Annotated in this window: 16 protein-coding genes; 7 read left to right on the top strand and 9 right to left on the bottom strand. The window is 64.1% G+C overall.

Annotation, left to right across the window (positions count from 1 at the left end; all coding sequences use genetic code 11):
- The first annotated feature begins 49 nt into the window (after positions 1-49).
- Positions 50-838, top strand: coding sequence for an alpha/beta fold hydrolase (locus QM588_RS03310; protein WP_283311429.1), 789 nt, complete (start codon positions 50-52; stop codon positions 836-838).
- Here the strand turns inward: QM588_RS03310 and QM588_RS03305 are convergent.
- Positions 825-1,556: a tryptophan-rich sensory protein gene (locus QM588_RS03305; RefSeq protein ID WP_283311428.1), complete on the bottom strand. Its 732-nt coding sequence runs from the start codon at positions 1,554-1,556 to the stop codon at positions 825-827. The two genes, QM588_RS03310 and QM588_RS03305, sit on opposite strands and share 14 nt — an antisense overlap.
- Positions 1,557-2,111: 555 nt before the next feature.
- On the opposite strand from QM588_RS03305, the gene QM588_RS03300 reads away from it, so the two are divergent.
- Genes QM588_RS03300 through QM588_RS03290 form a run of 3 tightly spaced genes read left to right on the top strand, consistent with a single transcriptional unit; the run spans position 2,112 to position 4,569 of the window.
- Positions 2,112-2,489 (top strand): hypothetical protein, encoded by a 378-nt coding sequence (locus QM588_RS03300; protein ID WP_283311426.1) that lies wholly within the window; start codon positions 2,112-2,114, stop codon positions 2,487-2,489.
- A gap of 9 nt (positions 2,490-2,498) precedes the next feature.
- A complete protein-coding gene (locus tag QM588_RS03295) occupies positions 2,499-3,716 on the top strand; it encodes an alpha/beta hydrolase family protein (protein WP_283311424.1) in 1,218 nt (405 codons plus the stop codon).
- A 19-nt stretch (positions 3,717-3,735) separates the two neighbouring features.
- Positions 3,736-4,569: an alpha/beta fold hydrolase gene (locus tag QM588_RS03290; protein ID WP_283311423.1), complete on the top strand. Its 834-nt coding sequence runs from the start codon at positions 3,736-3,738 to the stop codon at positions 4,567-4,569.
- 68 nt (positions 4,570-4,637) lie between these two features.
- On the opposite strand, the gene QM588_RS03285 is transcribed toward QM588_RS03290, so the two are convergent.
- Positions 4,638-5,078, bottom strand: coding sequence for an Hsp20/alpha crystallin family protein (locus tag QM588_RS03285; protein WP_027495425.1), 441 nt, complete (start codon positions 5,076-5,078; stop codon positions 4,638-4,640).
- A 295-nt stretch (positions 5,079-5,373) separates the two neighbouring features.
- On the bottom strand, positions 5,374-6,543 hold the full coding sequence (locus QM588_RS03280; RefSeq protein WP_283311421.1) for a thiolase family protein: 1,170 nt from the start codon (positions 6,541-6,543) through the stop codon (positions 5,374-5,376).
- A 93-nt stretch (positions 6,544-6,636) separates the two neighbouring features.
- Here QM588_RS03280 and QM588_RS03275 point away from each other — a divergent pair, with 93 nt between their 5' ends.
- Together QM588_RS03275 and QM588_RS03270 are read left to right on the top strand one after the other, a co-directional pair.
- Positions 6,637-7,107 carry a winged helix-turn-helix transcriptional regulator gene (locus QM588_RS03275; protein ID WP_283311419.1) on the top strand — a complete coding sequence of 157 codons (471 nt, stop codon included), beginning with the start codon at positions 6,637-6,639 and terminating at the stop codon, positions 7,105-7,107.
- Between the two features lie 29 nt (positions 7,108-7,136).
- Positions 7,137-7,301, top strand: coding sequence for a hypothetical protein (locus tag QM588_RS03270; RefSeq protein WP_283311417.1), 165 nt, complete (start codon positions 7,137-7,139; stop codon positions 7,299-7,301).
- A gap of 23 nt (positions 7,302-7,324) precedes the next feature.
- On the opposite strand, the gene QM588_RS03265 is transcribed toward QM588_RS03270, so the two are convergent.
- A complete protein-coding gene (locus tag QM588_RS03265; protein WP_283311416.1) occupies positions 7,325-7,915 on the bottom strand; it encodes a LysE family translocator in 591 nt (196 codons plus the stop codon).
- Between the two features lie 52 nt (positions 7,916-7,967).
- Here QM588_RS03265 and QM588_RS03260 point away from each other — a divergent pair, with 52 nt between their 5' ends.
- A complete protein-coding gene (locus tag QM588_RS03260; protein WP_283311414.1) occupies positions 7,968-8,522 on the top strand; it encodes a CGNR zinc finger domain-containing protein in 555 nt (184 codons plus the stop codon).
- Between the two features lie 315 nt (positions 8,523-8,837).
- Here QM588_RS03260 and QM588_RS03255 read toward each other — a convergent pair whose 3' ends face one another.
- The 5 genes from QM588_RS03255 to QM588_RS03235 all read right to left on the bottom strand — a co-directional run bounded on the left by QM588_RS03255 (position 8,838) and on the right by QM588_RS03235 (position 14,143).
- Positions 8,838-9,917, bottom strand: a complete 1,080-nt coding sequence (locus tag QM588_RS03255; RefSeq protein ID WP_283311413.1) for a fused (3R)-hydroxyacyl-ACP dehydratase subunits HadA/HadB — start codon at positions 9,915-9,917, stop codon at positions 8,838-8,840.
- A gap of 83 nt (positions 9,918-10,000) precedes the next feature.
- The gene (locus tag QM588_RS03250; RefSeq protein WP_283311411.1) at positions 10,001-10,969 is read right to left on the bottom strand and encodes an Hsp70 family protein; all 969 of its coding nucleotides are present in this window, start codon (positions 10,967-10,969) and stop codon (positions 10,001-10,003) included.
- A gap of 137 nt (positions 10,970-11,106) precedes the next feature.
- Entirely contained in the window at positions 11,107-11,394 is a 288-nt protein-coding gene (locus QM588_RS03245; protein ID WP_027495414.1) for an ANTAR domain-containing protein, read from the bottom strand.
- A 149-nt stretch (positions 11,395-11,543) separates the two neighbouring features.
- Positions 11,544-12,620 (bottom strand): hypothetical protein, encoded by a 1,077-nt coding sequence (locus tag QM588_RS03240; RefSeq protein WP_283311408.1) that lies wholly within the window; start codon positions 12,618-12,620, stop codon positions 11,544-11,546.
- 83 nt (positions 12,621-12,703) lie between these two features.
- A complete protein-coding gene (locus QM588_RS03235; protein ID WP_283311406.1) occupies positions 12,704-14,143 on the bottom strand; it encodes a CYTH and CHAD domain-containing protein in 1,440 nt (479 codons plus the stop codon).
- Positions 14,144-14,197: the final 54 nt, after the last annotated feature.

Raw genomic sequence — 14,197 nt, 5'->3', positions numbered from 1 at the left:
CGGCTCCCACGTGACACGGTACCCGGTGGAAGCGTCGAAAAGGAGCCTGGTGTCGAACTCGGAATCGGTGAGGATTCTCGGTGACAGAGGACCGGTCGTCGTCCTGCTACCGGGCGGAGCCGAGCCCGTCGAAGGGTTCTTTCCCGGTCTCGTGGAGGGACTTCGCGCCGACCCCGGATGCCGGGTGGTGTTGTACGACCGCCCCGGCACCGGCGCGAACACGACACGCGGGTCTCTGGCCGGAGCGAGTGCCGCGTTGCACACGATGCTGGACGAGCACCGACTGGCACCCGCGATCGTCGTCGGGCAGAGTCTCGGAGGCGCTGCGGCGCTGCTTCTCGCCCGAGACCACCCCGAAGACGTGGCGGGTCTGATTCTCCTCGATCCATCCGCCGTCAACGACGTGAAACTGGCGAAGGCCACCGAGCTGATGGCGCGACTGGCCGGCCTTGCATGGCGAGTTCCCTTGTTCCGAAAGTCGATTGCCTCGGGACTGCGAACACAGGCAGAGAAATTGGCCGACCGACATGCGATGCGACCGGAGTGTCGGTCTGCCCTTGTTCGGACCGCAGGAGTCGACATTCCGCGGCTCCGTGATGCCGCCGACGGATTGGCCGACCTGGCGAAGAGCTTCCGCGAGTGCGACCTCCCACGCGTGCCGTCCGTCGTTGTCACTGCCGACCGGAAACCGAATTCACGAATGACCTCGGCGCACGCGCGTTTGGCCGATGCGCTGGGCGCGAGGGTCGAACAATGGCCCGAAGCCGATCATTCGGTGCACTTGACCCACCCCGAAGAAGTTCTCGATGTATGTCGGAGAATCATCAACGCAGTTTGATTGCCACCGTCACCACAGCGACGATCGCTGCGGCAACTACTGCCGTCCATCCGACAGTGGCGTTCGTCAGCTCGCCGCCGAGACGCCCCTGTGCCAGCCATCCCAGACCCCACACGATCGCGAGCATCGGAGCAATGGCCCCGTTCGAGTAGCGCGCGAGAGTCACCCCGACCAGCGCCGCGACAACGAGTACGACAATTGCCCAGAACGTTGCGCCGCCGGTCACTCCGAGATCGACCAGCCACGCCGAGATGTTGGCGATTGTCGCGACGCACACCCACCCGAGATAGAGGCCCATCGTGCCGTCGGTGATCACCGCGTCGGCCACGGATTCCGGGCGCTGCTGTTGCAGGAGTACGAACACGCGCACGAGAGCGGCCAACAGCGCGACGATGACCACCACGCTGAGCCACACCTGCCCGAACTGAATCGCGAGAATCCACGCCGGATTGAGCAACATCGACGCGATGGCCGGTGCCCGTAAGGCGTCGTGACGTGCAGTTCGACCGGGTAGGAACTGCCATATCGCATAGACGATGAGACCGGTGTAGATCACCGACCAGATCGAGAACGCGGGACCTGCCGGAGCCACCAGTGTCGACGTCGCACTGAGCGCACCGCCGGCCGCCTCGGCAATGGGCGTCCCTATCCACGCACCGGACCCCAGAAACGACACCACAACCGCTACGACCGCACTGACTACGACGCCAATACTCATGGCTGCGATAGTGCCCGAAAAACAGAAGCGACAAACCCGCAGCTGCGATGCCGCTACGTTGACCAGATGACATGGCGATGGATGGTCGGGGTGATGCTCGTTGCCATCATCGCGGTCACCTGTGCGTCGCAGGTGTCGCTGAGTCCCCACCGGGTCGTCGCCGAAATCGGATCTGCAGAGGCATTTCGGTGCGACCGAGGGCCCCAGATAGACGAGCCGCGGCCGAGATTCCCTCGGCCCACGCCTGGGACAGTGCCTGACGATTTCGTTCCAGTAGCCGCGATCGTCTGCGACCAAATCGACGAGGGGGTCGCCCCCGACACTGTGCCGTACCGCGAACACAGATACGAAGGCGACCTCACGGAGGTGATCCGCCTACTCAACGCGCCGTCCGAAAACGTGCTGGTACGAGGCTATTGCCCGACATACAGCGTCGTCGAGCCGCCGCAGATTTGGCTCGTCGACAACCGAGGGCGCGCAATGGAACCGACTCTCCCTGCTGGAGAATGCGGGCTGCCGAATCACAGCGCCATCGCCGAAATTCGGACACTCGATATGGTTACCGAATTCGAGCACGACGTATCGGTGATCGGCTACGACCGGCAACGAGTCTCGAGCTGCTCCCCCCACTACTCCGAGATTCTCCTCGGCAGTGAGCGCACAGCGGGTCTGACCATCGGCTACACGTACTGCTTGTTCTCCGGCACCGAATTCACCGGAGTCACCGGCGAGATCGGGACATCGATCGAGGACTTGGCACCCGCCGGACCCTGCTCGATGTCCGCGATGCGGACGGCAGTGACGACATACGTTGCTGACTGGCCGTCGAACATTCGCAATTTCACCATCGAACTCGACGGATGCCGTCGCGTCATTCCCGACGGATATGCGCCGCTGCAGGCGACCGAGGAGTTGTTGGCTGCGTTCTGGTAGACACGCGGCATGCCCGCATCCATTGCCCTGCCGTCTCGCCGAGTCTTCGCAGCTGCGTGCGGGCTCACTCTGCTGACGGCCGTCGGATGCAGTTCGTCGCCCGCTGGACCCGACTCGCCCGCGCCTACAACGACGTCCGCAACTCAGTCGCAGTACGAGCTGACGGGTACTGCGGGGACGCTGCTCGAATCGGAGGATTTCGAGTCCCGGTCGGCCAGGCTCACGGCGACGGGCGCGACCGTCTATCGCTTCGTGTACGAATCGACGTCCGGTGTCGATGATTCTGCGACTGCGGTCTCCGGTGTCGCCGCTGTTCCGCCCGGTACACCTCCGGCAGGTGGATGGCCGATCGTCGTCTACGGCCACGGCACCACCGGCGTACAGGCCGACTGCGGACCGTCCCTCTACCCCGACCTACTCGGATTGGACTCCACGGTCGAGGCCTTCACCGAACTCGGCTACGTCACGGTGCTACCCGACTATCAGGGACTCGGCAGCGGAGACGGCACACACCCGTACCTGGAGCCGCGCACTGCAGGGCACAACATGATCGACGCGGCTCGTGCCGTCCACAACGCCCTGCCCGAGACCTCTGCTCGGTGGGCGGCCGTCGGACTGTCACAGGGCGGGCAAGCCGCTTGGGCTGCAAACGAATTGAACTCCAGCTACGGGCAGGGTTTGGAACTGATCGCCTCGGTATCCCTGTCCCCACCCACGGACCTGGCACCGCTTGCACGCGCCGCCAGGGACGGCACCCTGACCACGTCACAGAAAGGGCTGCTGCCGTACCTGCTCTACGGGGCGCAACAGGTCGATCCCACCATCGACCCTCGCGACTACAGCGGCACGGTTGCCCAGACCAACACAGAACTGCTACTGACGTGCCAGGGCACGAACACCGCAACCAAGGAGCGCGCGGTCAGCGAGATGGCACCGACGGAGTTCGCGCCGAGATCCCCTGAGGCCGAGCAGAAGCTGTTCGATCTGATCGGCCGTTACACCCTCCCCCAGGTACGAACCACCGTGCCCATGTTCGTTGCCTACGGTGCGCGCGACGACATCGTGCTACCGCAGTGGACGGCAGACGCCGTCCGCGCAGCGTGTGCGATCGGCGATCGGGTTGTCGCCCAAGAACAACCAGAGCAAGGACACAACGTGAGCGACGACGCGGCCATGCAATTCCTCGCCGCCGAATTCGCCGGTGCATCGGTTCCCAGCACGTGCTGACCAACGAAAGGACTCTTCGGTGAGTGAGAGGATTGCACGCTACACCCATGACGGACTCGAGTTCGACGTCCTCGACCAGGGACCTCTGGACGGCCCGGTTGTGTTGCTGCTGCACGGCTTTCCGGAACGTGCCGCGTCGTGGTCCGCAGTGATGGACCAGCTGAACGAGGCCGGGTTTCGAACAGTCGCGCCCGATCAGCGCGGGTACTCGCCGGGTGCCCGACCCAAACGCCGACGCGCCTATCGCGTCGGTGCGCTCGTCGACGACGTCGTAGCCCTCATCGACACGATCGGAGCCCCGGTGCATCTGGTCGGCCACGACTGGGGAGCGAACATCGCGTGGGTCACCGCGGGTCGGCGGCCGGATCTGGTGTCGTCGCTGACAGCGTTCTCCGTCCCGCATCCGGGGTCGTTCATCACGGCTCTGCTCACCTCACGACAAATTCTGCACTCCTGGTACTTCGCATTCTTCCAACTGCCGGTGCTCCCCGAGAAATGGATGACACGGCCTGGCCAGAGGGCCGAAAAGTGGTACGAGAAAAGCGGTATGAATGCTGACGACCTGGAGCGCACGCGCACGGACGTCGTCGACTACGGCGCACTTCCCTACGCTGTCACCTGGTATCGCGGACTGCCGTTCTCCAACCCTGGTATCGGCCGTCTGCGCATCACAGTGCCGACATCGATGGTGTGGAGTGACGGCGACACCTTCATCGGCCGCTCGGCCATCGAACGCGCACAACAGTACGTCGATGCCCGCTACACCCTGACAGTGCTTGCCGGAGTGACACATTGGATCCCGACTCAGGCACCGACCGAGGCAGCGCAGGCAATTATCGCCAACGCCTCGTAGATGCCTTCGGCAGTGGTGCGACTATGTGCCCTCTGCGGCGCATTGCCGCACCACTGCGCGAAGCGCACTCAGCTCTTCTGCGGCTCGATGGTCTTCTGCGTGTTGTCGTGGGCGATCTCGATCTTGCGCGGCTTCGCGCGCTCTGCCAGCGGGATGGTGACCGTCAGGACGCCGTTGTCGTAGGAGGCCGAGATCTTCTCCGCGTCGACGCCGTCTCCGAGGGAGAGTTGACGCCGGTACGTTCCGGCGAACCGCTCCGACGAAAGCCACTGCACACCATCACTACTCGGAGCGGTGCGATGAGCCGTCAGAGTGAGGGTGCCTCGGTCGATGTCGACGTCGATGGAGCCGGGGTCGACGCCGGGTAGGTCAGCGTTGAGTACGTAATGGTCGTCGAGCTTGTACAGATCCATCGGCATAAATCTGGGCGCACGGTCCGAACCACTGGTCGCGCCGAGCATGCCGGCGGCAATGGAGTCGAGGTCACGGAACGGATCGAAGCGAAGCACAGCAACCACCTCCTGTACGACGAAGCGTCCGCCCCTGTGGCGGGCCGCCCTTCACTGTGCAGAACCCAAATTAGCACTCTCCATCGGAGAGTGCCAAGAGGTAGTTCCAATTTTTCTGCGCCCAATTATGTTGCAGTGGTGCAGCTATGGGCTCAGCTGCACCACTGCGGACATCTCAGGCTGCGTCGGCAAGCCTCACGAGATCGCGGCCCTTAGTTTCCGGTGCCAGGTACGACGACACCAGGGTGCGGTTATGTGCCCTCCAGGGGACTCAACCGCACCACTGCCGGAGGCACTACAGGCGTTCGATGATGGTGGCGTTCGAGAGCCCTCCGGCCTCGCACATCACCTGTAGGCCGTAACGCTGCTCGCGCTCGGCGAGCGCGTGGACCATGGTCGTCATTATTCGGGCACCGCTGCCGCCGAGCGGATGGCCGATGGCGATGGCCCCGCCGTTGACGTTCACCTTGTTCAGGTCTGCGCCGGTCTCCCTGGTCCAGGCGAGCACCACGGAGGCAAAGGCTTCGTTCACCTCGAACAGGTCTATGTCGTCGATGGTCAATCCGGCTTTCGCGAGCACTTTCTTCGTCGCCGGGATGACTGCGGTGAGCATCATCAGCGGATCGTCACCGACCACCGCAAAGCTGTGCAGCCTCGCCATCGGAGTCAGGCCGAGTTCCTTCGCTTTCTCGCTGGTCGTGATCATGACGGCCGCGCTACCGTCGTTGACCTGACTTGCGTTGCCCGCGGTGATGTTCCAACCTATTTCCGGGAAACGCTGCGCCATGGCGTCGCTGTAGTAGGCCGGTCGCAGTCCCGCCAGCGCATCGAGTGTGGATCCGATGCGGATTCCCTCGTCGCGGTCGAGCCCGCGGATTGCGGTGATCTCCCGCTTGAAACGCCCCTCTTCGGTGGCTGCGGCAGCCTTCGCATGACTCGACAGAGCGAACTCGTCCATCTCGGTACGGCTGATACCCCATCTCGCCGCGATCAATTCGGCACTGATGCCCTGCGGTACCAACCCTTCCGGATACCTCTCGATGAAACCGACACCTGCCGGATCCTCGGTTCCCACCAGGTTCGACCCCATCGGAATGCGGCTCATCGACTCCGAACCGGTAGCCACGGCCAGATCGTAAGCACCGGAGATCACGCCCTGTGCGGCGAAATGTATTGCCTGCTGGCTGCTTCCACATTGCCGATCTACGGTGGTTGCGGGTACGGATTCCGGATAGCCCGCTGCCAGCGCCGCGCGCCGAGTCATGTTCGACGCCTGATCCCCTACCGCCGTGACAACTCCGCCGATGACGTCGTCGATCTGGGTCGGATCTATCCCACTGCGCTGCAACACTTCCCGGAGACTGTGGGCCATCAGGTCGACTGGATGCTCGGGATGTAACGTGCCGTTCGCTTTGCCCCGTCCGACCGGGGTTCTGACTGCCTCGACGATGACTGCGTCTCTCATGACGGCTCCTTGTCCGATCGATCCGTTCCTATCGGATCGCTGACACCACGGTACGAGCTGGCTATAGTTTTGTAAAGCCAGTAGGCTTGTGGCATGCCCCTCCAGATGGACGGCCCACTGTCCGATCTCGGCAGCTGGACAGCAGGCGACCGCTGCTCCATCGCACGCGCGCTGTCAGTGGTCGGCACCCGATCGACGATGCTGATCCTGCGCGAGGCGTTCTACGGAACCACCCGCTTCGATGACTTCAGCCGACGCGTCGGCATCACCGACGCCAGCAGTGCGGCCCGACTCAAAGAACTGGTCGACGTCGGAATCTTCGTCAAGAAGCCCTACCGTCCCGATAAGGGCAGAACGCGCTACGAATACGTTCTGACGAGGATGGGCGAGGATCTATTGCCCGTCGTACTCGGGTTGATGCAGTGGGGCGATAAGTATCTGCAAGACGACGACGGGCCACTCGACGTCGTCGATTCCCGAGGCGAGCCAGTGCGTATCCGCGTCACCGACGGCGTCGGTTCCGAAGTGCCGATGAACGAGCTGCGAGTGCGCGTTGCCGAATGATTGCCGGGCCAACGCGTAGCGTCTCCGCCATGGACGATGAATCGTGCATCGAACCCGAGGACGACCCGCGAGCACAGTGGCGACAGCTACCCGACCCCGTGCAGCCCAGCCACGAGGGCCAGGCCCTCGAATCCGACGCGTCTCTGTGGGACCGCAAACCCAGATACGACCCAGAAGTCGGAATCGTTCGCTGATCTGCGCAGTTGCCTTCTTCGGGTCACACCGCCTCGACGGCGAGTGCGACTCCGATACCGATGAACAGGACCCCGGCAACTCGGTTCCAGGATGTCGAGTTCGACGAACTTCCGGCCAGACGGCCCACAGCAGTGGTGACCACCGCCCAGACCACCACACCGATTGCCACGTCGACGATTCCGAGTAGCCCGATCTGCACAGGCAGTGGTCCGTCGGCATCGACGAACTGCGGCAGGAGCGCAACGAAGAACAGAACGGCTTTCGGATTGAGCAGGTTCGTCACCAAACCCATACGAAACCAACGCACGTCGGACGTTGCATTCCCCAGCGACGACGACTGTCGCAGCGCGGAGATACCGAGCCACACCAGATACAGGCCCCCGAGAATCTGAATGATGCTCAGCGTCATCGGTGATCGTGAGATGAGCAGTGACAGCCCCACCACCGCGGCGACCATGTGCACACACAGCCCGGTCTGCGCGCCGAGGCCCGCTCGCCACCCTGCGGCGCGGCTGCCCACTGCCGCCCGGGCCACCACCGCGAAGTCCGGACCGGGTATCGCGTAGGCCAACAGCACAACGCCGAGGAACGGCAGCCATCGAATGTCCGTCATCGCCTCGAGGATATCTGATGCTTTTTAATACGTAAACCATTAGAATCAGCGAATGGACTGGAACTGGCTCGGCGACCACTTCGCACTCGACGTGGTCAACACCGTGCAGTTGCAACGCGGCACCTACGTCGAGCTGATCGCCTCGGCCGCCGATCTCCAGGAATGGGCCGAGCTACAGGGTGCGCGAGTGCCCGAGACAATCCCTGACGATGCCGACATCGACAGATTCCGGCTGACGCGAGATCACATGCTGGCGCTGCTGCGGGCGGTGGCGTCGGACATGGAAGTTCCGGGAGACAGCGTCGACCACATCGACGACATTGCCCGACGACACCCGGTGACCCGCCGGCTCGATCTCGGGGGCGGCGGTGGCGTCGGACATGTTGTGGGAGCGTCGGATCCGGTCGATGCCGTCTGCGCCCGTGCAGCGTCAGCGGTCATCGACCTACTGAACGGACCGGATCGCGCACGATTGGCGCTCTGCGACGCTCCGCGATGCGGTCAACTGTTTCTGCAGGACCGGCCCAATCAGCAATGGTGTTGCAGCGCATGCGGGAATCGAGCACGTGCGGCACGACACCACGCAAAGGAGAAGCGCGGATCCTGAACGTTTGGGTACGCCAGATGGTGCTGGACTGCGCCGATGTGCGCCAACTCGCCGAGTTCTACCGACACAGCAGAGGGCCCAGCCGACACATCTACGCCCCACCGACACATCGGCTCCCCACATTCGGAAACCCGACGCCGATCGGAGTCAGAAATCCGAAACTGGGGAGCCGATACACGAACAGAGGGCCCAGCCGACACATCTACGCCCCCAGCAGCAATCCACGCCCCCCACACGGGGCGTAGATTCCGAACCGGGGCGTAGATCGCAACCCCACCCACACATCCACGCCCCGCCGATATGCGGACCGAGGGCTCAGCCCAATTGCACTGTCGCAGTAGCGCGGTGGCCGAAGATTCGCTTGCCCTCGAAGGTCGCGCCGATCGAGATGACGGCCGTACGGGACTCTTCGTCCTTCGACTTGATTTTGCCGCTGAAGACGATTTCGGCAGGCTTGTGTGTGTCCACCGGGATCGGGGTGGTGAAACGAACGGTGTAGTCCTTCACCGCACCTGGATCGCCGAGCCACTCGCTGATGAATCCGCCGCCGACACCCATGGTGAGCATGCCGTGCGCCAGGACGTTCTCGAGATCGATCATCTTGGCGAACTTCTCGTCCCAGTGGATCGGGTTCGCGTCACCGGCGACGCCGGCATAGTTCACCAGATCTCCGCGAGTCAAACGCACCGTGCGCGTGGGCAACTCGTCGCCGACGTTCACCTCGTCGAACGTGCGAGTCGGCTGGCCCCGGTACTCCTCGACGATGAGCGGCTCGTGTTCCTGCGGAGTGGACAGCGTGTCGTGCTCACTGGCGGCGGCAGCAGCGGCATCCATCGAGGCACCGAACATCACGAGGTTCTTGGCTGCGTCCGCAATGGCCGGGTCGATCTCACCCGAGCGCCCGACGAGCAGGGTGGTGTACGTGGTCTGCACCAGTTCGTTCTTCTGGTTGGACACGACGTTCTTGGTGACCATCATGTCGCGGCCCATGACCGTCTTGAACGAGTCGAGCGAGACATCGCAGGTCAACTGGTCGCCGGCCAGGATCGGCTTCTGGAACACCAGCACCTGGTCGGTCTGCAGAATCTGGCTGAGGTCGTATCCCTCGGCGATGGACTCGAGAAGCTTCTTCTGCGCCAAAGTTCCGACCAGCGACATGAACGTCAGCGGGGCCACCAGAGCACTGTGGCCCAGCGCTGCTGCGGCATCGCCGTCCCAGTGGGCGGGGTGGAAATCCTGAACGGCACGGGCGTACTCGCGAACCTTCTCGCGGCCCACCTCGTAGTAGTCCTCGGTGCGGTAGTGATACCCGACCATGCTGCGCGCGTGCTCCGCCGGATCGAATGCTCCCGCATCGGATGCTGCTGCGCCGGACTCCGCTACCTGCTCTGCCACTGTTGCCCCACCGTCTCGTCCCTACTGTTCATCATTACCCGAGCAACCTACCCAACGACGACACACGTTGGCCAGGAAGGGGCTCAGGCAGAACGGTGCCGCGGGGCGTCCCGGTACCCCACCATGCCCACCATCGCGGCCTGCTGCGTCAGCACCGACGCACTGCTCGTCGCGCCGCGCGGACGGTGTTGCCGCGACGCGACCGCGTCGATCGCCATCAGGGCCGCGCCGTGCGCAGTGAGGGACTCGGGATTGGCAGGCGCGATGACGGGCAACATCAAATCGCGTCGGAACATCCGACGAAGCGACGGCAGATTGGCGCATCCGCCCACCATCACCAGCGCATTCACGGCGCAGGGTGCGTCGACGATGATGCTGGCCACCCAATCTTCCAGCGATCGGATACTACGTTCGAGGACATCGTCGAACGTGTTGCGCCACAACCGAACCGGTCCGCCGACGAATGGGCCGACGACCTCGGCCACCCGCAAGCGTGACAGCTGTTCGCGAGCCGTGCGAATGGACACCAGCAACTCCGCGCGCGCCCGCTCCGAGGCCAATTCGTCTGCCCCGTAGACGGACAGGAGGTAACGCGAGATCTGGGCGTCACACCCGATTCCGCCGAACAACGTGGTGCGCACCGAACTATGCACTACTCCCGTGGCCGGGTCGGCAATGGACACGGTGGTTCCGGACGCTCCGACGTCGCACACGGCCACGGTGCGCGCGCCCTCGAGCATCCCGGTCCCGCGCAGATACCGAAGTTGCGCTCCGAGCTCCGACGCGACGAGCAGCCGATCGGCCTCGTACGTGGAATATGCCGACGTGCGTCCGCGCGCACCGGGATCGTCCGGCACTGCGAGAACGATGTCCGGTCGATCGACCATTTGATCCCGCGACATCGAATCCAACAGATCGAGTGCGACCTGCAGATGGTCGTCGGGATCGAACGATCGCACGACGTGCGCAGAACGTACCGACTCGTCCGACGCATCCAGGGCCACACCCCGGGCAATGGCTGAACCCACCGAGACACCAAGGACAGATCTCATGTTTCCTCGACTCGCCTAGCTACTCCGACCTGGCGATCGTAGCGCCTCGAACCGTCGACAAGTCGGTAAACGCCCTGTTTCGTTCAACTTTTGGTTTGTTTTGGTATTCGGCACAAACACTCGGGCGACGAGTTGGATCAAGCGACGTGCCCGAACCCGTCCCGACGGTCGGCGAGCAACGAACCCCACTCCTCCTGCGCCGACGACATCGCGGCACAGCCCACGCCGTTGTCGGAGTCCATTCCCCGTGCCGCAGTGACGATGGACCGAGCCGACTGCACGAGAGAAACATCGAAACGGAAACTGTGCGCTGCCAATTCGGCGAACGCCTCATCCGGACTGCAGCCGCGCAAGGCAATGAGGACACCCACCGCTCTGTCGATGGTCGTGCGCGTCACCGGTTCTACTGCGGACTTGTCGGTCATCGAGAACTCACCGTCTACTGGTCGATCACCCGATGGTAGCCAGGCTCGAGCAGAAGTTCAGGTGTCCGAGTCGAATTCACACACCTGTCACACCACGGACTTTTCGAAGTAGCGAACCCGCTCGCTCACAACGGAATATCGGCGAATCGTCACTCGGCCGGAACGGTGACAGGTGGCTCTTCCAGCCGGGGCGCGGGCTCGGGATCCGTCGGCCCCGAAGGCTCCGTGGGCCCCGAAGGCTCAGTCGGCTCCGTGGGATCTGTCGGCTCCGTGGGATCGGTCGGACCCGTGGGATCGGTCGGGCCCGGTTCGGTGGGATCGGGGACGTCCGTCGGAACGTCGGTGGGAGGCGTGGTTTCGTCGTCGGTCGGCGGAGTCTCGGGCTTCGAGATGTCGGTCGTCGTACCCCGACCACCGGGGGCAGAATTGCCGCCACCCGAGTTGTCCCGTCCCGTCGACGACGAACGCGGTGCGTTCGACGCCGCACTCGGGGCGTCCACCGGCCACGCGTCGGTCCGGACGTCCCCCGATCCGGAGCCGGCGGTCGACACACCCTGAACTCCCGCGCCGAGGGGTGGAACCGAGGACGGCTCGGCCACAGGAACAACCGGACCGACGCTCGACGCCGGCCGACCGGGCACCGATGGGTCGATACTGGACTCTGCGGTATCGAGTACTGCGTTCCGAGCAGGCGCGGGCGAGGAGAACGCCCACACGGTTGCCCCGCTCAGAGCAGCAATCACGGCAACACCCAGTCCGACCATGGTCCATCGAGATCTGCGCGACGCAGCATCCGATTCTGAGGCCTGATCGTCCCAGCCGGAGTGCATTGCAGCGACCTCGCCACCCGACGGACGGGCCGTCCTGGACGCGGCACCGACAACGGCGGCGGCCACGTCCAACGGATACTCGTCGGGCAACCGCGGATCGTCCATCGCCAATACCTCGACGTCGACGACGCGGTGGTCGGCCAACGCGGCCCGAACGATCTCGCCGTGGAGAAGGTTGTCGCAGACCACGGCGGCCCCGTCGACGATCAGGTCTCGTTGTGCGGCCTGTACACGCATGATTCCGAGAACCGTCGCGACGGCGTCACCGATTCCGCCGGGAGCAGCAGCAATCGACACGGGTCGCGAAGTGACCGGGCCCAGACCAGGAAGATCGGTTTCGACCAAAACGGCCGAAATCTCGTCGGTTCCGACGTGAACGCCCAACGCAACGGACATACCCGTCGACCCCCCCCACTCGATTCGGTCTCACAGTACACTTCGAGGGTCCAAACGGGGAAAAAGACGGTTTACGTCCTCGATCAGAACTCCAGCTTGCTCGCCTCGTCGCGCGCCAGTTCGGCTGCACGGCGCTCACGCTCGAAGAGGAGTCCGAACGTGAACCCGTTCTCCCCGGAGGTGGTTCCCGCTCGGGCCCCGAGAGTGCGCAGAATCTCCGCCGCGATGACGGCGTCCTGATGCTCGCCCAGAACTTCCTGAATCTGCTTGTATCGCTTGATATTCGACTTGGACACCTTCTTGTCCACGACGGGTGCCACCAATTCGGCCGCATACCGAGCCCGCTTCGAGGCCTTCCTCGCGCGGTGCAGTTGCTCGTCGTCGGTGCCGCGCACAGCCTTCTCGGTTCGGTCGACGGCCTTCTTACCGGCCTTGCGCGCCAGCTTGATCAGCAACCGCTCGCTCACCTCGCCGTCGATCGGCAATCCCCTCGACCACGCAGCCACGGTCGTGAGCAACTCTCGATACCGTTCGCCGTCGAGCTCCGCCATCGCAGCTTCGCGGTGGCGGATCTGCTCGGCCAGCAGGTCGTTCTCGATGCGCGACGCCACCGGGCCCAGAACCAATTCCGACGGAAGGTCACGCAGCGCAGCTGCAAACCGCGCCCGCTGCACCTGCCGATCCCGCACCTCACCGAGCAAGCTTGCATACCAGGATAATTCGGCTTCGAGCGCGGCCGCTGGCTCGTCCTCGAACACGCTGCCGAAGACGCGGAGCGTGCTGCGATAGCGCCTGATGGCCACCCGCGTGGAGTGAATCGGATCCAGTCCGCGGCGCAGATACACGTCGCCGGCCACGATGGCCTGCGCTTGCTCGTCGAGATAATCGACGAGCAACCGAAGCCCGTCGTGCGCCGGCTCCTCACGAACCACCGACAGCGCGCGATTCAACTTGGACGGATGCGCCGACGGCGTCGCACCCGACGCGCGGAGCACCTTGCTCGCCTTCTTCAGAAACGATTCCGGGCCGGCCGGCCCGAGCTCGACCTCCACCTCACGCCACTGTGGACCGGTCGCGCCGCCGATCAGGACGACCGACACCGCGTCGTCGGCGAATTCGGCCACGACGGCTCCGTCTGCATCGGTGACGGTACGAATCTTCCGACGCGTCGTCAGGGTCGCGACAGCCGACAACTGCTTGCCCATGACCGCCCCGCGCAGGACGTCGGCCAGCTCGTCGGGCACGACCTGCGGGTCGCCGTGACCGAGCGGAAGCCTGATCTCGGTTCGCGCCTTCTCCGCAGGAACCTTTGCGTGCCAACCGTTGTCGGAGTCTCCGGTGCGTCGCCGAAGAGTGATTCCCCGACGCAGCAGATCGTGACCGGCGGTGTCGAAGTACTCGCTGACCAGTTCGGTCTCCGTTTCCGTCATCGCGCCGTCGGCAGGAACGAGCGAGGTGAGGGCGGGGAACTCGAAGTCTGCATCGACATCGAACTTGTCTTCGCGCTCGGTCTGTGACTCCATACCGACCATCCTGCCTCGAGCATGCGGTGCCGTGGCGGCCGAAACCGCAGATCT

It is taken from the genome of Rhodococcus sp. IEGM 1354, from assembly GCF_030056855.1.
Classification (GTDB): domain Bacteria; phylum Actinomycetota; class Actinomycetes; order Mycobacteriales; family Mycobacteriaceae; genus Rhodococcoides.
This window is presented reverse-complemented; position numbering and strand designations above follow the sequence as displayed.

Bases quoted from the DNA above. Each gene is read 5' to 3' on its own strand.
- QM588_RS03305 (WP_283311428.1), bottom strand. From the start codon at position 1,556: ATGAGTATTGGCGTCGTAGTCAGTGCGGTCGTAGCGGTTGTGGTGTCG.
- QM588_RS03300 (WP_283311426.1), top strand. From the start codon at position 2,112: ATGGTTACCGAATTCGAGCACGACGTATCGGTGATCGGCTACGACCGG.
- QM588_RS03295 (WP_283311424.1), top strand. From the start codon at position 2,499: ATGCCCGCATCCATTGCCCTGCCGTCTCGCCGAGTCTTCGCAGCTGCG.
- QM588_RS03280 (WP_283311421.1), bottom strand. From the start codon at position 6,543: ATGAGAGACGCAGTCATCGTCGAGGCAGTCAGAACCCCGGTCGGACGG.
- QM588_RS03275 (WP_283311419.1), top strand. From the start codon at position 6,637: ATGCCCCTCCAGATGGACGGCCCACTGTCCGATCTCGGCAGCTGGACA.
- QM588_RS03270 (WP_283311417.1), top strand. From the start codon at position 7,137: ATGGACGATGAATCGTGCATCGAACCCGAGGACGACCCGCGAGCACAG.
- QM588_RS03265 (WP_283311416.1), bottom strand. From the start codon at position 7,915: ATGACGGACATTCGATGGCTGCCGTTCCTCGGCGTTGTGCTGTTGGCC.
- QM588_RS03260 (WP_283311414.1), top strand. From the start codon at position 7,968: ATGGACTGGAACTGGCTCGGCGACCACTTCGCACTCGACGTGGTCAAC.
- QM588_RS03250 (WP_283311411.1), bottom strand. From the start codon at position 10,969: ATGAGATCTGTCCTTGGTGTCTCGGTGGGTTCAGCCATTGCCCGGGGT.
- QM588_RS03245 (WP_027495414.1), bottom strand. From the start codon at position 11,394: ATGACCGACAAGTCCGCAGTAGAACCGGTGACGCGCACGACCATCGAC.
- QM588_RS03240 (WP_283311408.1), bottom strand. From the start codon at position 12,620: ATGTCCGTTGCGTTGGGCGTTCACGTCGGAACCGACGAGATTTCGGCC.
- QM588_RS03235 (WP_283311406.1), bottom strand. From the start codon at position 14,143: ATGGAGTCACAGACCGAGCGCGAAGACAAGTTCGATGTCGATGCAGAC.